The organism is Mycolicibacterium insubricum (genome assembly GCF_010731615.1).
GTDB lineage: Bacteria > Actinomycetota > Actinomycetes > Mycobacteriales > Mycobacteriaceae > Mycobacterium > Mycobacterium insubricum.
The window spans coordinates 4,118,604-4,139,683 of the sequence record NZ_AP022618.1; the positions used below are offsets into that span (position 1 = coordinate 4,118,604).

22 protein-coding genes and 1 tRNA gene are annotated in these 21,080 nt (G+C 68.7%); 15 read left to right on the plus strand and 8 right to left on the minus strand.

The genetic code is table 11. The annotated features are described in order from the left end of the window. Positions 1-11 precede the first annotated feature (11 nt). Positions 12-977 carry a patatin-like phospholipase family protein gene (locus G6N16_RS19300; RefSeq protein ID WP_083029329.1) on the plus strand — a complete coding sequence of 322 codons (966 nt, stop codon included), beginning with the start codon at positions 12-14 and terminating at the stop codon, positions 975-977. A gap of 13 nt (positions 978-990) precedes the next feature. On the opposite strand, the gene G6N16_RS19305 is transcribed toward G6N16_RS19300, so the two are convergent. From G6N16_RS19305 to G6N16_RS19320, 4 genes are all read right to left on the minus strand, one after another. Next, entirely contained in the window at positions 991-2,061 is a 1,071-nt protein-coding gene (locus G6N16_RS19305; RefSeq protein ID WP_083029330.1) for an NAD(P)H-dependent amine dehydrogenase family protein, read from the minus strand. A 10-nt stretch (positions 2,062-2,071) separates the two neighbouring features. After that, positions 2,072-3,262, minus strand: coding sequence for a lipid-transfer protein (locus G6N16_RS19310; protein ID WP_083029331.1), 1,191 nt, complete (start codon positions 3,260-3,262; stop codon positions 2,072-2,074). Positions 3,263-3,337: 75 nt separating this feature from the next. Next, complete coding sequence (locus G6N16_RS19315) at positions 3,338-4,957, minus strand: long-chain fatty acid--CoA ligase (RefSeq protein ID WP_163787928.1); 1,620 nt, start codon at positions 4,955-4,957, stop codon at positions 3,338-3,340. Between the two features lie 69 nt (positions 4,958-5,026). Then, positions 5,027-5,671 carry a YncE family protein gene (locus tag G6N16_RS19320; RefSeq protein WP_163787929.1) on the minus strand — a complete coding sequence of 215 codons (645 nt, stop codon included), beginning with the start codon at positions 5,669-5,671 and terminating at the stop codon, positions 5,027-5,029. A gap of 626 nt (positions 5,672-6,297) precedes the next feature. Here G6N16_RS19320 and G6N16_RS19325 point away from each other — a divergent pair. The 3 genes from G6N16_RS19325 to G6N16_RS19335 are packed head-to-tail and all read left to right on the plus strand — an operon-like array spanning position 6,298 to position 9,038. Then, on the plus strand, positions 6,298-7,170 hold the full coding sequence (locus G6N16_RS19325; protein WP_083029334.1) for a hypothetical protein: 873 nt from the start codon (positions 6,298-6,300) through the stop codon (positions 7,168-7,170). 45 nt (positions 7,171-7,215) lie between these two features. After that, positions 7,216-7,857: a response regulator gene (locus G6N16_RS19330; RefSeq protein ID WP_083029335.1), complete on the plus strand. Its 642-nt coding sequence runs from the start codon at positions 7,216-7,218 to the stop codon at positions 7,855-7,857. Continuing rightward, on the plus strand, positions 7,854-9,038 hold the full coding sequence (locus G6N16_RS19335; protein ID WP_083029336.1) for a sensor histidine kinase: 1,185 nt from the start codon (positions 7,854-7,856) through the stop codon (positions 9,036-9,038). Before G6N16_RS19330 ends, G6N16_RS19335 begins: the two co-directional genes overlap by 4 nt. A 37-nt stretch (positions 9,039-9,075) precedes the next feature. On the opposite strand, the gene G6N16_RS19340 is transcribed toward G6N16_RS19335, so the two are convergent. Then, the gene (locus G6N16_RS19340; protein WP_083029337.1) at positions 9,076-9,297 is read right to left on the minus strand and encodes a hypothetical protein; all 222 of its coding nucleotides are present in this window, start codon (positions 9,295-9,297) and stop codon (positions 9,076-9,078) included. Between the two features lie 307 nt (positions 9,298-9,604). On the opposite strand from G6N16_RS19340, the gene G6N16_RS19345 reads away from it, so the two are divergent. The 3 genes from G6N16_RS19345 (at position 9,605) to G6N16_RS19355 (ending at position 12,032) form a co-directional block, all read left to right on the plus strand. After that, positions 9,605-10,582 carry an alpha/beta hydrolase gene (locus G6N16_RS19345; RefSeq protein WP_163787930.1) on the plus strand — a complete coding sequence of 326 codons (978 nt, stop codon included), beginning with the start codon at positions 9,605-9,607 and terminating at the stop codon, positions 10,580-10,582. A 131-nt stretch (positions 10,583-10,713) separates the two neighbouring features. Next, positions 10,714-11,574: a patatin-like phospholipase family protein gene (locus G6N16_RS19350; protein WP_083029339.1), complete on the plus strand. Its 861-nt coding sequence runs from the start codon at positions 10,714-10,716 to the stop codon at positions 11,572-11,574. Between the two features lie 77 nt (positions 11,575-11,651). Beyond that, the gene (locus tag G6N16_RS19355) at positions 11,652-12,032 is read left to right on the plus strand and encodes a VOC family protein (RefSeq protein ID WP_083029428.1); all 381 of its coding nucleotides are present in this window, start codon (positions 11,652-11,654) and stop codon (positions 12,030-12,032) included. A gap of 5 nt (positions 12,033-12,037) precedes the next feature. Here the strand turns inward: G6N16_RS19355 and G6N16_RS19360 are convergent, their stop codons facing one another. Then, positions 12,038-12,691 (minus strand): LysE family translocator, encoded by a 654-nt coding sequence (locus G6N16_RS19360; RefSeq protein ID WP_083029340.1) that lies wholly within the window; start codon positions 12,689-12,691, stop codon positions 12,038-12,040. Positions 12,692-12,774: 83 nt separating this feature from the next. Between G6N16_RS19360 and G6N16_RS19365 the strand changes: the two genes are divergently transcribed. The 3 genes from G6N16_RS19365 to G6N16_RS19375 all read left to right on the plus strand — a co-directional run bounded on the left by G6N16_RS19365 (position 12,775) and on the right by G6N16_RS19375 (position 15,232). Continuing rightward, entirely contained in the window at positions 12,775-13,230 is a 456-nt protein-coding gene (locus G6N16_RS19365; protein ID WP_083029341.1) for an Lrp/AsnC family transcriptional regulator, read from the plus strand. Between the two features lie 157 nt (positions 13,231-13,387). Further along, complete coding sequence (locus G6N16_RS19370) at positions 13,388-14,248, plus strand: CDP-diacylglycerol diphosphatase (RefSeq protein WP_083029342.1); 861 nt, start codon at positions 13,388-13,390, stop codon at positions 14,246-14,248. A 156-nt stretch (positions 14,249-14,404) separates the two neighbouring features. Next, positions 14,405-15,232 (plus strand): glycoside hydrolase family 16 protein, encoded by an 828-nt coding sequence (locus G6N16_RS19375; protein ID WP_083029343.1) that lies wholly within the window; start codon positions 14,405-14,407, stop codon positions 15,230-15,232. Between the two features lie 36 nt (positions 15,233-15,268). Here the strand turns inward: G6N16_RS19375 and G6N16_RS19380 are convergent, their stop codons facing one another. Beyond that, a complete protein-coding gene (locus G6N16_RS19380) occupies positions 15,269-15,871 on the minus strand; it encodes a hypothetical protein (protein ID WP_133052872.1) in 603 nt (200 codons plus the stop codon). A gap of 102 nt (positions 15,872-15,973) precedes the next feature. Continuing rightward, positions 15,974-16,047 (minus strand) — tRNA-Leu (locus G6N16_RS19385). Positions 16,048-16,191: 144 nt separating this feature from the next. On the opposite strand from G6N16_RS19385, the gene G6N16_RS22005 reads away from it, so the two are divergent. The 5 genes from G6N16_RS22005 to G6N16_RS19410 all read left to right on the plus strand — a co-directional run bounded on the left by G6N16_RS22005 (position 16,192) and on the right by G6N16_RS19410 (position 21,071). Continuing rightward, entirely contained in the window at positions 16,192-16,320 is a 129-nt protein-coding gene (locus tag G6N16_RS22005; RefSeq protein ID WP_264027464.1) for a hypothetical protein, read from the plus strand. After that, the gene (gene kdpF / locus G6N16_RS19395; RefSeq protein ID WP_110810719.1) at positions 16,302-16,400 is read left to right on the plus strand and encodes a K(+)-transporting ATPase subunit F; all 99 of its coding nucleotides are present in this window, start codon (positions 16,302-16,304) and stop codon (positions 16,398-16,400) included. Before G6N16_RS22005 ends, kdpF begins: the two co-directional genes overlap by 19 nt. Further along, the gene (gene kdpA / locus G6N16_RS19400; protein WP_083029345.1) at positions 16,401-18,077 is read left to right on the plus strand and encodes a potassium-transporting ATPase subunit KdpA; all 1,677 of its coding nucleotides are present in this window, start codon (positions 16,401-16,403) and stop codon (positions 18,075-18,077) included. It abuts the gene before it with no gap. A 62-nt stretch (positions 18,078-18,139) separates the two neighbouring features. Next, positions 18,140-20,197 (plus strand): potassium-transporting ATPase subunit KdpB, encoded by a 2,058-nt coding sequence (kdpB, locus tag G6N16_RS19405; RefSeq protein ID WP_083029429.1) that lies wholly within the window; start codon positions 18,140-18,142, stop codon positions 20,195-20,197. Between the two features lies 1 nt (position 20,198). After that, complete coding sequence (locus tag G6N16_RS19410; protein ID WP_083029346.1) at positions 20,199-21,071, plus strand: potassium-transporting ATPase subunit C; 873 nt, start codon at positions 20,199-20,201, stop codon at positions 21,069-21,071. Positions 21,072-21,080 lie beyond the last annotated feature (9 nt).

Below are 21,080 nucleotides of genomic sequence, written 5' to 3' on the forward strand. Positions count from 1 at the left end.
GGGAGATAACCATGCGGGTGGCTTTGGCGCTGGGCAGCGGCGGTGCGCGCGGCTACGCGCACATCGGTGCGATCGCCGAACTGCGTGCGCGGGGACACGAGATCGCCGGAATCGCCGGCTCGTCGATGGGCGCACTGGTCGGCGGGTTGGAGGCTGCGGGCCACCTCGACGACTTCACCGCCTGGGCGCAATCGCTGACCCAGCCCGCCGTCCTACGATTGCTCGATCCGTCACTCGGGGCGGCCGGGATCCTGCGGGCCGAGAAGATCCTCAACGCCGTCAAAGAGATCGTCGGCGATGTCACCGTGCAGGAGTTGCCGATCCCGTTCACCTCGGTCTCCACCGATCTCATCGCCGGCCGTTCCGTCTGGATCCAGCGCGGTCCGCTGACAGATGCGATCCGCGCGTCGATCGCCATTCCCGGCGTCATCGAGCCGTATCTGCACGACGGCCGGTTGCTCGCCGACGGTGGCATTCTCGACCCCATCCCCATGGCACCGATCGCCGCGGTCTCCGCCGACGCCACCATCGCAATCAGCCTCGCCGGTGGGGATCCCGACCGCCCGACGGGGTACCGGGAAGCCCGTTCGGGTTCCGACCGGGTCAATCGGATGATGCGCAGCACCATGGGTTTGCTCGACAGCAAAGCGGTCCGGTCGCTGTTGGAGACACAGACCGGGCGCAACATGCTCGGCCGTTTCAATCTCATCGAGGCCCCCGACGCCGACATCGATCCCGACGCGGCGGCACCCGCGGCCACGCCGCGCCTGGGCGGCTTCGAGGTGATGAACCGGACGATCGACATCGCGCAATCGGCGTTGGCCCGGCATGCACTGGCCGCCAACCCCGCAGACCTGGTCATCGAGGTGCCGCGCACCGTGTGCCGCAGCCTGGACTTCCACCGCGCCGCCGAAGTGATCGAGACCGGTCGCGCACTGACGGGCACCGCGCTCGACCGATGGGAAGAACGTAGCTGAGCCTCAGCGGGTTTCAGCGTGACAGGCTCGGCGCGGCCTTTCCGGTCAGTAGCGGCAGGTCCCGGTAGGTGGCGATACCCGGCGCGGCCGCGCACACCGCCGGCACCGAGTTGACACAGTGCGCTGCGGTGCCGGTGATACCGGTCTCCTCGCCGATCTCCCCGTCCGGGCCGATCTCGCCGTGAAACCCCTTGACACAGAAGGTGAAATCCGGTTCACCCCGAACCTCGACCTCGTAGCGCTGGCCCTCCGGGCCGAACGTCCAGGACGGGTCCAGGTGCTGTTCGCCCATCAGCCAGTTGACGCTGACCTGAACCACCGGCTGCCCGTCGACCAGCGCCTCCCAGGTGAATCGGCGGGCGGCTACCTGGCCGGGCTCGATCACCCCGATGGGCGAGTCGATGGGGGCGGTGGCCACCGCAACCTGTTGGCTGCCAAGGATTCTCGGATCGGCGGCGAAGCCCAGCTCGTCGACGACCAGGTTGATGGCCTGGATGAACCCGCCGTCGAGCAGCTTCTGCATCATTCCGCCCAGCGCCTCCTCCGGGGCGCCACCGAAACCCATCACGTGCCGCAGCACGTCGGGGGCCAGGTAGCTGCGCAGATCCGAAAACTCCTCGGCCCGAACAAAACTGATCCCGGTGGACAGCGCGGACAGCTGCAGCAGGAACTTGTCACTGAACCCGCCGGGGGCGATTCCGGTGCCGTGCAGGGTAACGCCGCCCTCCAGCGCGGCCGCCCGCAGCGGGGCGGCCTCGGACTCCCGCGGGTAGAACCAGCCGACCGGGGTGATGACGTTCTTGCCGGACCGCAGTATCGCGGCCACCTGCTGGGAATCCGGCAGCAGCGGCGCGTAGATAACGGCGTCGGCGTCGGCGTCCAGGATCTCCTCGACGCTGGAGGTGGCCGCCACCCCGATCGGGCCGATGCCGGCCAGCTCACCGGCGTCCCGACCGTTCTTGGCGGGGCTGTGCACCCAGCACCCGACGAGCTGCAGGTCCGGGTGTTCCACGACGCCCCGGATTGCGGCGACACCCACCCCGCCGGTGGCCCACTGGATGACCCTGCGCCGATTGCCCGTCATGGCGCCGCGATCACCGCTCGGCGCGCTGGTAGGCGGTCACCACGGCCGCGCCACCCAGCCCGATGTTGTGCTGCAGCGCGGCGGTGACGTTGTCGACCTGCCGCTCGGCGGCGGTGCCGCGCAGCTGCCAGGTCAGCTCACTGCACTGGGCCAGGCCCGTCGCCCCCAGCGGGTGTCCCTTGGAGATCAACCCTCCGGAGGGGTTGACCACCCAGCGCCCGCCGTAGGTGGTGTCTTCGTCGTCGATCAGCCGCGGCGCCTCGCCGGGTTCGCACAGCCCCAGCGCCTCGTACAGCAGCAGCTCGTTGGCCGAGAAGCAGTCGTGCAGTTCGATGACCTGGAAGTCCTGCGGCCCCAGGCCGGATTGTTCGTAGACCTTGCGGGCGGCCTGGACGTTCATGTCGTGGCCGATCAGGCTGGCGGCGCTGCCGTCGAAGGTGGAGGCGAAGTCGGTGGTCATCGCCTGCCCGACGATCTCGACGGCCTGAGGAGCCAGATCGTGCTGGTCGATGAACGCCTCGCTGGCCAGGACCACCGCTCCGGACCCGTCGGAGGTCGGTGAGCACTGCAGCTTGGTCAGCGGGTCGGAGATCATCTTGGCCGCCAGGATGTCCTCGAGGGTGTACGCGTCCTGGAACTGGGCGTACGGGTTGTTCACCGAGTGCTTGTGGTTCTTGTAGCCGATCTTGGCGAAGTGCTCCGGGGTACTGCCGTACGTGCGCATGTGTTCCCGACCGGCCGCACCGAACATCCATGGGGCGACCGGGAATCCGAATTCGTCGATCTCGGCCATCGCCTTGACGTGGCGGGCCATCGGGTTCTCCCGGTCGTCGGCGCCGCCCTGCAGCGAGCCGGGTTGCATCTTCTCGAAGCCCAGCGCCAGGGTGCAGTCGGCGAGCCCGCCGCGGATGGCCTGAGCCGCCAGGAACAGCGCGGTCGAACCGGTGGAGCAGTTGTTGTTGACGTTGACGATCGGCAGACCGGTCATCCCGAGTTCATAGAGCGCCCGCTGGCCGCAGGTCGAATCGCCGTAGACGTATCCGACGTAGCCCTGCTCGATCTGGCTGTAGTCGACGCCGGCGTCGTCGAGGGCCTTGGTACCCGACTCGCGTGCCATGTCGGGGTAGTCCCAGCCCTCCCGTCGTCCCGGCTTCTCGAACTTGGTCATGCCCACGCCGATGACGAAAACCCTGTTGGCCATGTTGATGCGCTCCTTAGCTGCTGTGATGACTCGAGTCCGACGGTGCCCGCCCGGCCGACGTGGCCGGGCCGGGGTTCACAGCGTGACGACGCTGTAGCGGCCGCCGGCGTAGAGGGACCGGATTTCCTTCTTGTCGTACTTGCCGACGCTGGTCCGCGGGATCTCGTCGGTGAACGTCCAGCGTTCCGGCAGCCACCAGCGAACAACCTTGGTGGACAGGAAGGTTCGCAGTTCTTCGGCCGTCGCCTCCGAGCCGCCGGCCAGCACGACGACGGCCAGCGGCCGCTCCTGCCAGCGATCGTCGGGGACACCGATGACGGCGGCCTCCCGGACCGCCTCGTGGCCGATCAGCTCGTTCTCCAGGTCCACCGAGGAGATCCACTCACCGCCGGACTTGATGACGTCCTTGGCCCGGTCGGTGAGGGTGACGAAGCCCTGCGGGTCGATGCGGCCGACGTCACCGGTGCGCAGCCAGCCGGCCTGGAACTTGGATTCGTCGGTGTTGCGGTAGTAGGAGCCGGTGACCCAGGCCCCGCGGACCTCCAGTTCGCCCACGGCGGTGTTGTCGTTGGGCAGCGCGACGCCCTCGTCGTCGACGATGCGCGCCTCCACGCCGCACATCGGCCGGCCCTGACTGCCGCGCACCTCCCAGTACCGTTCGTCGGGGGTGCCGGGTGCCGGCCAGGCCAGCGTCGCCATCGGCGAGGTTTCGGTCATCCCCCACAGCTGGCGGATCTGCACACCGAACTTCGCCTCGAAGGCCTGCATCAGCGAGACCGGGACGGCGGACCCGCCGCACGCCACCATCCGCAGCGACGAGATGTCCTTGCCCGGGTTCGCGTCCAGGTAATGCATGACGTCGTTCCAGATCGTCGGCACCGCGCCGGCCACCGTCGGACGTTCGGTGGTGATCAAGGCGACCATGGAGGCGCCGTCGAGGAACCGGTCGGGCATCACCAGGTCGGCGCCGGCCATCAGCGCTGCGTAAGGCAGGCCCCAGGCGTTGGCGTGGAACATCGGCACGATCGGCAGCGCCTTGTCGCTGTAGCCGAGCCCCAGGCCGTTGGCCGAGCAGACGGCGGTCGAGTGTAGGTAGCTGGAGCGGTGGCTGTACACCACGCCCTTCGGGTGTCCGGTGGTGCCGCTGGTGTAACACATTGCGGCGGCCGAGGTTTCGTCCACCTCCGGCCAGTCGAAGTTCCCGTCCTCGGCGGCCAGCAGGTCCTCGTAGCGCAGCACCGTCTTGCCCGAGGCGGCCAAAGGGGCCAGGTCACCGTCGCCGACGGCAATCACCGTGTGCACGGTTTCCATCTTGGGCAGCACCGGGGCCAGGATGGGGGCCAGCGAAAGGTCGGCGATGACCACGCGGTCCTCGGCCTCGTAGGCGATGAACTCGATCTGCTCGGGGAACAGCCGGATGTTGAGCGTGTGCAGCACCGCACCCATGGCCGGAATGGCCAGGTAGGCCTCCAGGTGCTCCTGGTTGTTCCACATGAAGGTGGCCACCCGCTCGTCACCGGTGATGTCCAGCCGGCGCAGCGCCTGGGCCAGTCGGGCGCCGCGCGCGATGACCTCGCGATAGGTGGCCCGGCGGAAGGTCCCGTCGCCGTTGGCGGTGCTCACCGTGCGGTCGGCGTGTCGCGGGCATCGCAGCCGTCCAAGTGCATCGGCTGGTGGGTCGCGGAACTGGTCCACCCGCTCGCGGGTGGCGGTGTCGTGGCGATCACCTGCCTCGCATCGGCACGTCGATGACGTCGGCGGACATCATCTGGGCCAGCAGCTCGTCGGTGATCTCACCGACCGGCAGGGCGCTGACGCTCGTAGACGACCGCGCCGTGGCTTCCGCTGAAGGTCGTGGTCGGCGGCACCGCCACGCGCACCGCTGATGCATGTCGACGGTCCAGGTCGCTGCCCGCGTGCGTCGCGCGGGCGCCAGGTGGAGCCGTGTGCGCTGGCCAGGTAGATCCGCTCACCCTCCGGGCTCAGTGCGAGGTCCCGGACGGTCTCCTTGACCGGGTAGATGTCGGCCAGGGCCTCCTCGCCGGACTGCAGGGCGGTGTCGACGATGGAGACGGCGTCGGTGTCGAGGGAGACGATGGACACGTAGACGCTGCCGCCGGCCGCGCCCACGGCGTGGGCCTCGGGCAGATCGGTGATGACCTGGGTGACGGCCATGGTGTCGATGTCGAGGACCGCAACGCTGCCGTCGGCCGGGTTGGTCACGTACAGCTGCCCGGCGCTGGCGTCGAGTGCGATGCCGGCGATGGGGCCGCGGCCCACATCGGCGCGCGAGGCGGTCATGTCGGCGGCGACCGGCGACCACCGGGACAGCGGCGCAACGGAGGATTCGGCGAGTGCGCCCGTCGATCCAGCCGTCAGATCGAGAGCTCGCGCCTTGTTTGCCATCACGGTCGACACCTTCCCGGCGGGTAACCCGCATCGGATGTTGTGGTTGCGATCGCGCACATCCCCTCCGCAGCGATCCTGGTCAATTGTACCGGCGGATTTTCACCTCGCGGCGGTCAATTTCTGCGTCCGCCGTGACCGTGTGGCCAATGTTTCCAGATGGGTCTGACAAATTTCCCTCCCGCGCCCTGCCAGGGAAGTTGACGTGCCAGTTTTCCCCCGTTTACCTGCTGTTTTTCTTCCGACACCGGTTTCAGGCAGGTGGCGTCAGCACCGCTCAATGCATTTTTCAAGGCTCCCGGCCAGATAAAACTGAGGGTCATATCACAGCGGCTCGCGAGTGTTGACGGCGGCCACCGATCGGCCCCCGAACCCGCACCAAGTGACTCACCGGTAACTTTGGAGACTCGACACGTGTCGGGTGACCTGCGGTTATTCGCTGGCGCCGCCGATCCGGGGGTCTCGCCCGCCCGAGTCCGGCGCTTTCGCGCCGATCGTGCGGTGTCGAGGGCCCGTCGGGCCGGTTCCGCCGCGCCGAAACGCCGCCTGCCCGGTCCCGAACAGCTCGCCGGTACCCGCCGCGCACGTCGCGACCGGCATTTGCCAGGAATCGGGGCACAATGGGCCCCATGGCGGCACAACCCGGCGATCCCGCGACGGAAGAACCCGGCGAATCCCAGACCACCCCGACTGCGCACGCGCCCGAGGCGACGTCGACCGAGCAGCCGCCGGGCACAGCGTCATCGGCGCCCGGCGGGGCGCAGTCCGCGTCGGGGCCCGGCGGGCAGGCGGCGGGCCCCCGAGCCGACGCCCCGCAACCGGCGTCCCCCGGCGCCGGGGGTACGGGCGCCCCGCCGCACCCGACAAGCTCCCCCGCCGCGAAGCACCCGCGTTTCCGCGCCCCACGGCCCGAATTCGGCAAGGCGCTGGCCCGGGGGGCCTCCGCCGCGTCGTCCAAACTGACCCCGCTGGTGGCCCGGGCCGGCGACACGGTCGCCGCCGCGTCGCCGATGACGGTCGCCCAGTTCGTGCTGGGGTTCCTGTTGATCGTGAGCATCATCGGCGCGGTTTCCTTCGACGACACCCTGGGCATTGCCGCGACGATCCTGTTCGTCCCGGTCCTGGCCGCCGCGATGGGTGCGCTCGGGATGCGCAGCTTCGACGCCCGCCGCCGCGACCGGGCCGAGCGGGAGCAGGCCCAGAACCAGGAACATGCGACGGCCAACCTGGAACGCACGCTGGACTACATCGACGCCAAGCTGACATCCGCACTCGATCGCTTCGGCACCGATCGGCACAACGACGCCATTGTCGCGATGTTCCAGGCGAAGGCCGCCACCGAATTGTGCCTGGGCCCGGTACCGCCGGGGCCGTCGCGCAATCCGCAGCCGGCCGAGCCCGCGGATTCGATCGGCGGACATCAATCGCTGGCGGATTTCCTCACCCCCAACGCCCTGACCCGCTCCGAGCGGTCCGAGGGCGTCAGCCGCCTGCTCATCTGAGCAAATCCGGCCGCACCGATCGGCGATATGCGAGGGTTTCAGATCATGGCGCAGAGTCGGGTTCGCGTGGTCGTCGGCGACGACCACCCGCTGTTTCGCGACGGCGTGGTGCGCGCGCTGGCCTCCAGCGATGGCATCGAGGTGGTCGCCGAGGCCGACGACGGAACCGCCGCGCTGGCGGCAATCCGCGAACACCGCCCGGCCGTCGCGCTGTTGGACTACCGGATGCCCGGACTCGACGGAGCCCAGGTCGCCGCTGCGGTGCTGCGCGACGAGTTGCCGACCCGCGTGCTGCTGCTCTCCGCCCACGACGATGCGGCCATCGTCTATCACGCACTGCAACAGGGCGCCGCGGGCTTTCTTCCGAAGGACTCGACCCGCGGGGAAATCGTTGCGGCGGTTCTCAACTGCGCCCGGGGTCGTGATGTGGTGGCGCCCGGGCTGGCGTCCGGACTGGCCGGTGAGATTCGCCGTCGTGCGGAACCGTCGGGCCCGGTGCTGAGTCCCCGCGAGCGCGAGGTGCTCGACATGATCGCCGCGGGCAAGTCGATCCCGGCCATTGCCGGCGAGCTGTTCCTGGCGCCGTCGACGATCAAGACCCACGTTCAGCGGCTCTACGAGAAACTCGAGGTGAGCGATCGCGCCGCCGCGGTCGCCGAGGCGATGCGCCGCGGGCTGTTGGAATGACCGCGGTTCGCGAACTCACCGATTTCCTGACAGCTCAACCGGTTCGGGCCGCCGCGGTGCTGCGGCCCGCCATGATCGTGCTGATCATCATGATGGTCGATATCGGTCATGTCGACCACTGGCTGCCGGGGGTCTACAACACCGTCGTCGTCAGTTACCTGGTGACCTCACTGGTTTGGCTGGCCGTGACGTTCCGCGATCCGATCGCCTCGTGGGCCGGTTGGGCGTCGACGGTCGTCGATGTGCTGGCCGTGGTGACACTGTGCCTGAGCTCCGGTGGCGCGACGGCGTGGTTGCTTCCGGTGTTCTTCCTGCTGCCCATTTCGGTTGCGTTCCAGGATCGCCCGTGGCTGACCGCGGTGTTGGGCGCGCTGACCGCGTTGGCGTATCTGGGCGTGTGGGTCGTCTACTCCAAGCGCGACGACACCGTCGGGCTGCCCAACATCGTGTACATGCATTTCGCGTTCCTGCTCTGGTTCGCCGCCGCGACCAGCGCGCTGAGCCTGGTGATATCCCGGCGCGACGCTCGGGTTCGCGCACTCGTCGACGTGCAGCGCCGGCTGGTCTCGGAATCGCTGCGCGTCGAGGAACGCAACAACCGGGACGTGGCGGTCGCCCTGCACGACGGTCCGCTGCAGGAACTGCTGGCCGCTCGACTGCGCCTCGATGAACTCGCCGAGCGGATCGATGATCCGGCACTGCAGACGGTGCGCGGCACTCTCGGCGACGCCGCAACGCAGTTGCGGTCCACGCTGCGCACCCTGCACCCGGCGGTGCTGTCCGAACTCGGCCTCACGCCCGCGGTGGCCGAGCTGCTGCGGGCGTACCGGCAGGACGGGCCGCTCACCGTCGAGGGTGAACTCGACGAGGTCGGCAAACCACCCGGCCAGGACCTGCTCTACCGCGCGGCACGAGAACTGCTGGCCAATGCGGTCCAGCACGCCCACGCCCGCACAGCGCGGGTGACACTGCACCGGGTCGGCGATGCCGTCGAGCTCACGGTGTCCGACGACGGGGTCGGGTTCGACCCGGACGTGCTGGCCTCCGGAGTCACGGAGGGGCGGATCGGGTTGGCGTCGTTGATCACGCGCGTCGAGGCGATGGGTGGCGAACTGGAGTTGACGACGGCCCCCGGGCTGGGGACCCGGGTCCGGGTGTCGATTCCCCGGTCGGCGGACTGACTACGGCGCGGTCCGGGGAATCGAGCGCGGCTGCGGCTCAGCGCATCCGGTTGTAGTTGTAGCGGTGTCGGGCGTTCCAGCTCTGCGCCGAGCGCGGATGGGCCTGGCCGGCGGAGGCCGCGGGGGCGGAGATGGTGTTGCTCGGGCCCGGCACCGGAGCCGATTCCGCGTGGGCGCCGGCGGCCAGGCCCAGAGCGATCAGGACGGGGGCGGCGGCGAGGGTGGCGGTGGCGGCAATCCGGCGGGTGAAGGTGTTCATCTCTGCGGTCCTTTTCCGGTGAAGTTTCGGTGGCCGTGGCATCCGGCGATGAATCAAGAATCCGGGTTTACGCGGCCGTTGTATGTCGGGCGGGAGGTGGATGAACCGGATGAATCCGGTATCCCCCGATCGGTGGACGGCGCCATTCACGAGCCCGCCACATAACTGCGGTTATTTGCATGCGCAGCTATATTCCGGGGGCGGCTCACCGGCTCCGAACTGGTCTTTCACCCCAGCTGGTGGGCGGATCTGTGCAATTCTTGGGCACTTCCCGAACATCGCCGCGTCCTCTGGCAATATGTGGTCGGTGACCAGATTTCTCAGCGTTATCTCGGCCGGCCTACTGGCTATTTCGTCCATTGTTCTAAGCCCGGCCCTGCCCACCGCGACGGCTGATCCCGGCGGCGCGCACATCACCAACATCGAGAAGGTCAACGAGCGCTGGGACAAGGTCTCGGTGTACTCCCCGGCCATGGACAAGGTGATCGTCAACGACGTCTACAAGGCGACCGGCTCCGGTGCACCCACGTTCTATCTGCTGCCCGGCATCGACGGCGGCGACAACCTCGACCCCGGCGGCAGCTGGGCGCCGGGCACCAAGAGCTGGTTCGGCATGACCGACATCCAGGGCTTCTTCGCCAACAAGAACGTCAACGTCGTCTCGCCGCTGGGCGGACAGTTCAGCTGGTTCACCAACTGGGTCAACGATTCCAGCAAGCAGTACCAGACCTACATGACCCAGGAACTTCCGCCGCTGATCAACGCGCAGTACAAGACCAACGGGCGCAACGCCGTCGGCGGACTGTCCAGCACCGGCGGCACCGCCGTGGACTACGCCGTGCAGGCACCCGGGGTGTTCAAGGCCGTCGGTTCCTACAGCGGTCTGCTGACGCCGTCGGACGATCCCTCGCAGGTCTCCATGACGCTGATGGGCGGCGGTGTGAGCGCGGACAACATGTGGGGCCCGGCCGGCGGGCCGCTGTGGATCGCCCACGACCCGTCGAAGAACGTGGCCAAACTGCGCGGTGTGGCCGTGTACGCCGCGGCCGCATCCGGCGGTCAGGGCGACGTCGACCGGCTGGCCCCGGGCACCAACAACCTGACCGGCGGCCTGATCGAGGGCATCGTCGCCGACAGCACCCGCAAGTTCGCCGACGCCGCGAAGGCCGCGGGCATTCCGATCACCTACGTCGTGCGCCCGGAGGGATCCCACACCTGGGGCCTGTTCGAGTCGGAGATGCAGGAGTCCTGGAACACCACCATCGGTCCGGCCCTGGGGCGCTAACACCCGACCCGACGAGTCGCTGCCCGGCGTAACTGCGCCGGGCAGCGTCGATCTCGGCCCCGGATTCGGGCAAAAGCTATCGTTGTCGCGACCGGTGCATCCGCTGAAGCCGGCAGACCGGAGGCGAACGGATGACCGAGGGCAGGCGGGCGCTGGTGCTGGCCGGCGGCGGGATCGCCGGGATCGCCTGGGAGACCGGCGTCTTAGCCGGAATCGCCGACGCCGCACCGGCTGCCGCGGCGGCACTGCTCGATTCCGACGTCGTCGTCGGTACCTCGGCCGGATCGACGGTCGCCGCCCAGCTCGGCAGCGGGCTGACGCCCGCGGAACTCTTCGCCCGCCAGACCGACGGCACATCACAGGAACTCGACCCCGGGGTGAATGTCGACGATATCGGTGAACTGTTTCTACAGGCGCTGCGGATGCCCGGCGCCACCAAGGCGCAGATGCTCGCGCGCATCGGACAGATCGCGGCCGCCACTGCCACGGTGTCCGAAGCCCGACGCCGGGCGGTGATCGCGCATCGGCTCCCGAGCCACCACTGGCCCGCCCGCACAACGCGGGTCACCGCGGTCGACATCGACTCCGGCGAATTGGTGGTGTTCGACAGGGATTCCGGCGTCGATCTCGTCGACGCCGTGGCAGCCAGTTGCGCGGTTCCCGGCGCGTGGACGCCGGTGACCATCGGCGGTCGTCGCTACATGGACGGCGGGGTGGCCAGCTCGGTCAACACGAGCGCCGCAAAAGACTGCGCGAGCGCCGTCGTACTGGTTCCCTCCGCCGCCGATTCTCCGTCGCCGTGGCCCGTCGGCACCGCCGCCGAGATCGCAGCCTTCCCCGGGAACACGATCGCGGTGTTCGCAGACCCCGAGGCGCTCAGCGCCTTCGGCCCCAATCCCCTGGATCCAGCCTGCCGCATCCCCTCGGCACACGCCGGACGCGAGCAGGGCCGACGCGAGGCCGCACGCATCGCAGCGTTCCTCGGGATCTGAGATCGGATCCTCCTGCTCAGCCGGCGCCGAGGTGAAACCTCTGCGGGACACCCACCGGCACGGGGAACATGGGTGACATGTCCGCGAATCTTTCCCATTTCGCCCTCAACGCCGACGATCTACCTACTGCACGCGCCTTCTACGAACGCGTCTTCGGCTGGACCTTCACCCCGTGGGGTCCGCCGAACTTCTTCAAGATCCAAACCGGCAGTGAGGACGAGCCCGGGATCGGCGGCGCGCTGCAGCAACGCCGCGAGTTGATCCCGGGCAGGCTGGCATCGGGACCCGAATGCACCTTCGCCGTCGACGATATCGACGCGACGGCGCGGTCCGTGATCGACGCCGGCGGGACGATTCTCATGCCGAAGTCCACCATCAGCGGAGTCGGGCACCTGATCTTCTTCCAGGATCCGGCCGGCAATACCATCGGCGCCATGCAGTACGACTCAACCGCGTAGGCGTCTCACGCCCCGAGGCTTCGCACGATCTGCTCGACGGCCAGGCTTGTGCCCACCACAAGCATCGCAGCCCCGGACAGTCGGGTGACATTGCGAGCGACGGCGGGCCGCTCACCCAGCAGCCAACGTGCCGCGTGCCCCAGCGGCAGGTAGACCAGCGCGCACAGCACGATGAAAACCACTGCCAGAGCGCCCATCTGAACCCAGACCGGCCAGGATGCCGACGTCCGGGTGAACTGCGGAAGGATGGCCAGGAAAACCAGCAGCCCCTTGGGGTTCGACGCGCTGACGCCCGCGCCGCGGACCAGACAGCCCAGCCGCGACCGGTGCGCGACGGCGTCGTCGCCGACCGAATAGCCGCCCGGTGCAATGGCGGGCGTCTCGGGGGCGCGCAGCACCTGAACGCCCAGGTACGTCACGTATGCCGCGCCGGCCATGGTGAGCACCACCATCGCCGTCGGTGCGGCCGCAACCAGCGCACCCACCCCGGCGACGACGACGGCCGTCACCGCCGCGTAGCCGAGCAGGATTCCGCCGACCGCGGGGACGACGACGTGGTCGCGGGCCCCCGAGGTCAGGATGTAGGCCCAATCGGGTCCGGGGACGACGACCAGCGCCAGGGCGACGACCGCGAACGCGGCAACCAGTGATAGCTCCATGACCAGCAACTTTAGGAAATATTCGGCGAAAAGTGCTTGCGTCTTTTGCGCTGAAATACTGCTTTTGTGCAAAAATATCGACGATGGACACCCTTGATCGAAAGATTCTTGCGGAGCTACAGGTGCAGGGCCGACTCAGCACCACCGACCTCGCCTCCCGCGTGGGCCTGACCGTCGCACCCACCCACCGCCGCGTCCGTGACCTGGAGGCGTCCGGCGCGATCGTTGGGTACCGGGCCGTCATCGACCCGAGGGCGCTGGGCCTGAACTTCGAGGCGCTGGTGTTCGTCACCATGAAGCAGGAGGACCGCGCGACTCTGCTCGGCTTCGAGGAGGCCGCCGCGGCGGTGCCGAATATCCTGCAGGCGTACCGACTCTTCGGCGATCCCGACTTCCTGTTGCGGGTGCGCACCACCGACCTGGAGGCCTACACGCGGCTGCAGGACGACGTGCTGGCCACGCTGCCCGGCGTGCAGCGGTTCACCTCCACCCTGGTGATGAAGGACGTCGTCGGCGACCGCCCGTACCCGACGCACTGACCTGCGCCGACGACATTTCCGGCACGCGGGCCGCGATTGTTCCCCCAATCGGTGGACCCGAAAATCCACCCGTCGACCGGTCGTCCGGTGGGCAGACGCCGCGGGTGGGAGGCGGGATGGTGTTTTCAACACACCGACACCCACAGGGGGACACCACATGACCACCACCACCCGCCTCGGCTCCGCCCGCCGGTTCGGCCTCATCGCCACCGCCGCGGCCCTTCCGCTGATGGGACTGGCGATCGCACCGGCTGCCGGCGCCAAAACCACCGAGTTCGGCCCGTGCGGCAAGGTCACCGACCAGCACATCAACCTCTGGGACGACGTCAAGAACGCCACGCCGAAGAAGGCCGGGAGCAACATCGAGGTCGTCTGGCCCAGCAACGACAAGTCCCGCGGGTTCGCCGTGCGCCAGGGACATAAGCCGGCCCAGCTCACCGATCTGCTGGTGATCGCGACGGCGCGCGAAACCGGCATCGAATGCGAGAACCTCACCGACGCCAAGGCCCCCAACTACTTCAAGGACGCCTACGAGCAGGTCAAGCGACTGCCGGTGGGCAACCAGGGGCAGAAGCCGGACTGGGCGCTGGCGATCAACTCCGAGGACAATCGGGGCCAGAACCAGCTGCACATCCACGTCACGCTGCTCGACCCGACTGCGCGCACCGACATCGACCAGGCCGTCAAGGACCACAAGGTCGCAGGCGACCAGCACGGCTGGCAGACCGCCGTCATCGGGGTCCGCGGCCACACCGAGAACAGCCAGGTGGAGAAGAGCCCGCGGGGATACCGGGCGTGGAACGCCAAGAACTTCGACCACAACTTCTTCGCCACCCTGAACGACGAGATCGTGGCGCCGCTGAAGAAGCAGGGCGCCGACGTCGGGATGCGCAACGAGACGATGCTGATCACCCAGAACCACCAGGGCCCGGGCTTCATCGTGCTCGCCAGTGACGAGAAGACCAAGCTGGCGCCGTTCGGGGTCAACAACGTCGAGCGCCTACTCGACAAGGGCTGATTCACCCGCCCGGCGGCCACCCGTTTCACTCGGGTGGCCGTTCGGCGTTTCTGCTGATCAGACCCGGTAATCTCGCGGCCGGGACGGCCGTCAGAGGTGTTCTCCGGGTTCTCGCGGTCCCTGGCGTCCGTACCGAAACGGCTAAGGTACTCAGGCATGGCCAACTTGGACCGTCGAAAGATGATGATGCTGTCGGGTCTCGGCGTGGCGGCGGTCGCCATGCCGATGGCGCAGGGACGTGCCCTTCCGACCACGCCGCAAGCCCCCGCAGTCCCCGCACCGCAAGCCCCGCAGAACTACGTGTTCGTCGACGAGTTCGACGGGCCCGCGGGTTCGGCGCCCAGCGCGAAGTGGACCGTCGCCAAGGCCCGCGAGACCATCAAGGATCCCACCTACTGGGAGCAGCCAGGCCGCATCGGCCAGTACCGCAACGACCGTAAGAACGTCTTCCTGGACGGCAAGTCGAACCTGGTGATCCGTGCCGCCAAGGACGGCGACACCTACTACAGCGGCAAGCTGGCCAGCGTCTGGGAGGGCGGCGCCGGCCACACCTGGGAGGCCCGGATCAAATTCAACTGCCTGACCGCGGGCGCCTGGCCGGCCTTCTGGCTGGGCAGCGTGGGCGAGGGCGAACTCGACGTCATCGAGTGGTACGGAAACGGCAAATGGCCCTCTGCCACCACCGTGCACGCCAAGGCCAACGGCGGCGAGTGGGAAACCCACAACATCGGCGTGGATAACGCCTGGCACACCTGGCGCACCTACTGGGACGGCGACGTCGCCCGCTTCTGGCTGGACTACACCGACGGCGCCAAGCCGTATTTCGAGGTCACCTCCAGCCAGCTGCCCGACTGGCCGTTCAACGATCCGGGCCACACCATGTTCGTGGTGCTCAACCTGGCCGTCGCCGGCTCCGGCGGGGAGGACCCCAGCGGCGGTAGCTACCCGGCGGACATGCTGGTCGACTGGGTGCGGGTCTGGTAAACGGGCGTCAACGCGCCGACCGGACTGATCGCCGGTCTACGACGCATACTGCGACGGGATGATGTTCCCGCGCAGGACCGCTTGCCCCCCGTCGACCTTCTGGAATCCGGCGCCAGAGGTGCTGCAGTCCAGTCCCCACGTGACGAGGGCGGTGCAGGTGATGCCGTTGCCGAAATCGACGGTGTGCCCGGGCTCGAAATAGAGGCTTCGGCCAGGCGGCACGACACGGGTGTCGGAAACGAACGCACTCGCCGGGATGGCGGTGACGCCGTCGGCCGTGAGTGCAAGACCCGCCGCCGGGCCGATGTCACCGCGCCACGTGATGACAGGCAGGTTCTCGTCGTTGAAGTTGGCGCTGCAGGTGAGGGTGACCGGCAGGTCGCCGGTGGCCGGATGGACATTGCAGCTGTTGGTGCCCTCGATCTCGCTGGCGGAGAACTGGAATGCACCCGGCTCACCGTCGATGGCGTACTGGCTGGCCGAGTCCACGATCGGCACGGCCGGGAGCGGCTTGGCCGCAGCGGCCGGCTGCGGCGGTGCCCATCCACGCACCGTATCGGAACGTCCGCCGTCCGCCGCCGGACTTGAATCCGAACCCGAACCCGAACAACCGGCAAGCAGCGTCGCGGCCGCGAGCAAAACGCCGGCCCCCCTTCCACGTGTATTCATGCACCGACCTTAGCCCGGACCTGCGGGTGGGCCCGCTATCAGGAAGGTCGGTGTCGACCAACGAGGAGCCGGTGCCCCCAGTCGGACTCGAACCGACACTGGGCGGATTTTAAGTCCGCTGCCTCTGCCAATTGGGCTATGGGGGCCACCGTCAATGGCTCGACCATCATCCCGTCCGGGCGCGACGGGGACACAGCCACCCCGTCATGAGACCGTCAAGATCGGCCGCCCGGGCGTCAGGAAACCGTAAACGACGCGGCCACACCCACCCTCCCGGACCTAGCTTCGTGATGCGGGCCAACCCGGCCCGCGATAACAGAAGCAACGGAGCGGACATGTCCGTCGTCGTATTCGTCGCACTGACCGTCGCGGCGTTCACCGCGATCGGCCTGGTGCAGAGGTGGGTCGAGCAACTGTGAGCAACATCGTCGGCCTGGTGCTGGCGGTCGGCATCGCGGCATTCATGTTCGCCGCCCTGCTGTTCCCGGAACGGTTCTAGATGAACACCGGGGTCGCATTCCTGGTGCTGCTCATCGGGGCGCTGGCCGCGGTGCACGTGCCGCTCGGTGACTACATGTACCGCGTCTACAGCAGCGCCAAGCACTCGCGCGCCGAACGCCTCATCTACCGAGCCATCGGCGCCGACCCGGCAGCCGAGCAGACCTGGGGCGGCTACACCCGCAGCGTGCTCGCCTTCTCCGCGGTCGGCATCGTGTTCCTGTTCGGCCTGCAACTCGTCCAGGGCCGGCTGCCACTGCACCTGCACGACCCGGCCACCCCGATGACGCCGGCGCTGGCCTGGAACACCGCGGTCAGCTTCGTCACCAACACCAACTGGCAGGCCTACGCCGGGGAAACCACGCAGGGCCACCTGGTGCAGATGGCGGGGCTGGGGGTACAGAACTTCGTGTCCGCCGCCGTCGGGATGGCGGTGGCCATCGCCTTCGTCCGCGGCCTGGCCCGCCGGGACACCAGCGAGCTCGGGAACTTCTGGGTGGACCTGGTCCGCGGCAGCCTGCGGATCCTGCTGCCGCTGGCGGTCCTGTCCGCACTGCTGCTCGTCGCCGGCGGCGTCATCCAGAACTTCCACCTGCACGACCAAGTCGTCACCACGGTCACCGGCGCCACCCAGACGCTGCCCGGCGGACCGGTCGCCTCGCAGGAGGCCGTCAAGCTGCTCGGCACCAACGGTGGCGGGTTCTTCAACGCCAATTCCGCGCACCCGTTCGAGAATCCCACCGGGTGGACGAACTGGGTGGAAACGCTGCTGCTGCTGGTGATCGCCTTCAGCCTGCCCCGCACATTCGGCCGTCTCCTCGGCGACGACGTGCGCGGCCGGCGCCAGGGCCTGGCGATCGCCGCCGTCATGACGGTTCTCGCGCTGGCCTCCGTGGCGCTGACCCTGGCATTCCAGTCCGCCCACCACGGCGCCGTCCCGGCCGCGGTCGGCGCGGCGACCGAAGGCGTCGAACAGCGTTTCGGCGTCGGGGATTCCACAGTGTTCGCCACCGCGACCACGTTGACCTCCACCGGCGCGACCGACGCCGCCCACGATTCGTTCACCAGCCTCGGCGGTCTGATGACGCTGTTCAACATGCAGCTCGGTGAGATCGCGCCCGGCGGCGCCGGTTCCGGTCTCTACGGCATGCTGATCATCGCGATCATCACCGTGTTCATCGCCGGACTGATGGTCGGCCGCACCCCGGAGTACCTCGGCAAGAAGATCACCCCGCGCGAGATCAAGCTCGCCGCAACCTATTTCCTGATCACTCCGCTGATCGCACTGACCGGCACCGCGCTCGCCCTGGCCCTCCCCGGCCCACAGTCCGCGATGCTGAACTCCGGTCCGCACGGTCTGTCCGAGGTGCTCTACGCGTTCACCTCGGCGGCGGCCAACAACGGCTCGGCGTTCGCCGGGCTGTCAGCCAACACCACCTGGTACAACACCGCGCTGGGGCTGGCCATGCTGTTCGGCCGATTCCTGCCCATCGTTTTCGTCCTGGCTCTCGCCGGGTCCCTGGCCGGCCAGGGCCGCACCCCGGAGTCGATCGGCACCCTGCCCACCCACCGGCCGCAGTTCGTCGGCATGGTCACCGGGGTGACGCTGCTGCTCGTCACCCTGACGTTCCTGCCCCTGCTCGCGCTCGGGCCGCTCGCCGAAGGAATCCACCTGTGAACGGCGCCACACTCACCCACCCCACATCGGGCGCCGTCCGCGGCGGTCTGCTGGAACCCCGGATGCTGTGGGCCGCACTGCCGGACGCGCTGCGCAAGCTGGACCCACGCACGCTGTGGCACAACCCGGTGATGTTCGTCGTGGAGATCGGCGCGGCCTGGTCGACGGTGCTGGCGGTGGCGACGCCGTCCTGGTTCGCCTGGCTGATCGTTGTCTGGCTGTGGCTGACCGTGGTCTTCGCCAACCTGGCCGAAGGCGTGGCCGAGGGCCGCGGCAAGGCCCAGGCCGAAACGCTGCGCAAAACCAAGACCGCCACCCCGGCGCGGCGACTGTCCGGCTGGGCGCCCGGGACCGAAGGCAGCGAGGAGGAGGTCGCCGCCGCACTGCTGCGTCGCGGCGACATCGTGGTCGTCGAGGCCGGCGGGGTCATTCCCGGCGACGGTGACGTGGTGGAAGGCATTGCGTCGGTGGATGAATCGGCCATCACCGGTGAGTCGGCCCCGGTGATCCGGGAATCCGGCGGCGACCGGTCGGCCGTCACCGGCGGCACCACCGTGCTGTCGGACCGGATCGTCGTGCGGATCACCCAACGGCCCGGTGAGAGTTTCGTCGACCGGATGATCGCGCTGGTCGAGGGCGCCAACCGGCAGAAGACCCCCAACGAGATCGCGCTGAACATCCTGCTGGCCGCGCTCACCATCATCTTCGTGTTCGCCGTCGCCACCCTGCAGCCCGCGGCCGTCTACGCCAAGGCGAACAACCCCGGCGTCGCCGACAGCGCCGCGCTGACCGGCCAGGGCGTCACCGGCATCGTGCTGGTGGCCCTGCTGATCTGCCTGATCCCCACCACCATCGGCGCCCTGCTCTCGGCGATCGGCATCGCCGGGATGGACCGGTTGGTGCAGCGCAACGTGCTGGCGATGTCCGGGCGCGCGGTGGAGGCGGCCGGTGACGTCAACACCCTGCTGCTGGACAAGACCGGCACCATCACCCTGGGCAACCGCCAGGCCGCAGCCTTCGACCCGCTGCCCGGGGTCACCGCAGACGACCTCGCCGACGCCGCGCAACTGGCCAGCCTGGCCGACGAGACCCCCGAGGGACGTTCGATCGTGGTGTACGCCAAGACCGCCCACGGCCTGCGGGCCCGCACCCCGGGCGAGTTGACCGGCGCGCACTGGCTGCAGTTCAGCGCGACGACTCGGATGTCCGGGGTGGATCTGGACGACGGCACCCGGTTGCGCAAGGGCGCGGCCAGTGCGGTCGCCGACTGGGTGCGCACCGAAGGCGGCACGGTGCCAACCGAACTCGGTGCCATCGTCGACGGGATCGCCGCTGCCGGCGGCACTCCGCTGGTGGTCGGGCGCAGCCGGGCCGGGGCCACCGCGGTGCTCGGTGTCATCCATCTCAAGGATGTCGTCAAGGCGGGCATGCGGGCCCGGTTCGACGAGATGCGCCGGATGGGTATCCGCACGGTGATGATCACCGGCGACAACCCGCTGACCGCCAGGGCGATCGCCGACGAGGCCGGCGTCGACGACTTCCTCGCCGAGGCCACCCCGGAAGACAAGATGACGCTGATCAAACGCGAGCAGGCGGGCGGGCGGCTGGTGGCGATGACCGGCGACGGCACCAACGACGCTCCCGCCCTGGCCCAGGCCGACGTCGGCGTCGCGATGAACTCCGGGACCTCGGCGGCCAAGGAAGCCGGGAACATGGTCGATCTCGACTCCGACCCGACCAAGCTCATCGAGATCGTCGAGATCGGCAAGCAGCTGCTGATCACCCGCGGCGCGCTGACCACGTTCTCCATCGCCAACGACGTGGCCAAGTATTTCGCCATCATCCCGGCGCTGTTCGTCGCGTTGTTCCCCGGCCTGGACGTGCTGAACGTGATGCGGCTGCACAGCCCGCAGTCGGCGATCCTGTCCGCGGTCGTGTTCAACGCGATCGTCATCGTCGCGCTGATCCCGCTGGCCCTGCGCGGGGTGCGCTACACCCCGTCGAGCGCGTCGAAACTGCTGAGCCGCAACCTGTATCGATACGGCGCCGGCGGCATCGCGGCCCCGTTCCTGGGGATCAAGCTCATCGATCTCGTCGTCCAACTGATCCCGGGGATGTGAGATGTCCGTCGTCAACCTGATTCGTCTGCACTGGGCGGCGCTGCGCGCGCTGGTGGTCCTCACCGTCGTGCTGGGTCTGGTCTATCCCCTGCTGATCTGGCTGATCGCGCAGCTGCCGGGTCTGCGAGCCAAGGCCGAGGGATCGATCGTCACCGCCGGTGGAAAACCGGTGGGCAGCAGCCTGATCGGTCAGTCCTTCACCGACGGCCGGGGTGTGCCGTTGGCCCGCTACTTCCAGGGCCGGCCGTCAGCGGCGGGAAGCGGCTACGACGCGATGTCCAGCGGCGCGAGCAACCTCGGCCCGGAAAGCATCGTCGACACCCCGAGCCGCCCGAGCCTGCTCACCGAGGTCTGCGACCGCAGCCGCACCGTCGGCGGCTTCGATTCGATCGACGGCACCCGGCCGTTCTGCACACCGGGTGGCGTCGGCGCGGTGCTGTCGGTGATCGGCCCGCGCGACGCCCGCGGCGAGGTGACCCGTCCGACCCGGGTGATCAGCGTCAACGAGCCCTGCCCCGCCGCCCCGTTTCTGGCCGAATACCGCGGTGTGCGGGTGGAATGCGCATCGGCCGGCGACGAATACCGCTCCGGCCTGCTCGTGACGATCCGCGGCGACGCCCCGCAGAACCCGGCGGTGCCCGCCGATGCCGTGACCGCCTCGGCCAGCGGCCTCGATCCCGACATTTCCCCGGCGTACGCGCAACTGCAGGTCAGCCGGGTCGCGGCCGCCCGCAACGTCGGGACCGAGGACATCGCGGCCCTGGTCCGCCGGCACACCGAAGGACCCGATCTGCGGGTGTTCGGACAACCGCGGGTCAATGTGCTCGAGCTCAACCTCGACCTGGATGCCAACTATCCGGTGCCGGGTGCATGATGGCAGCGT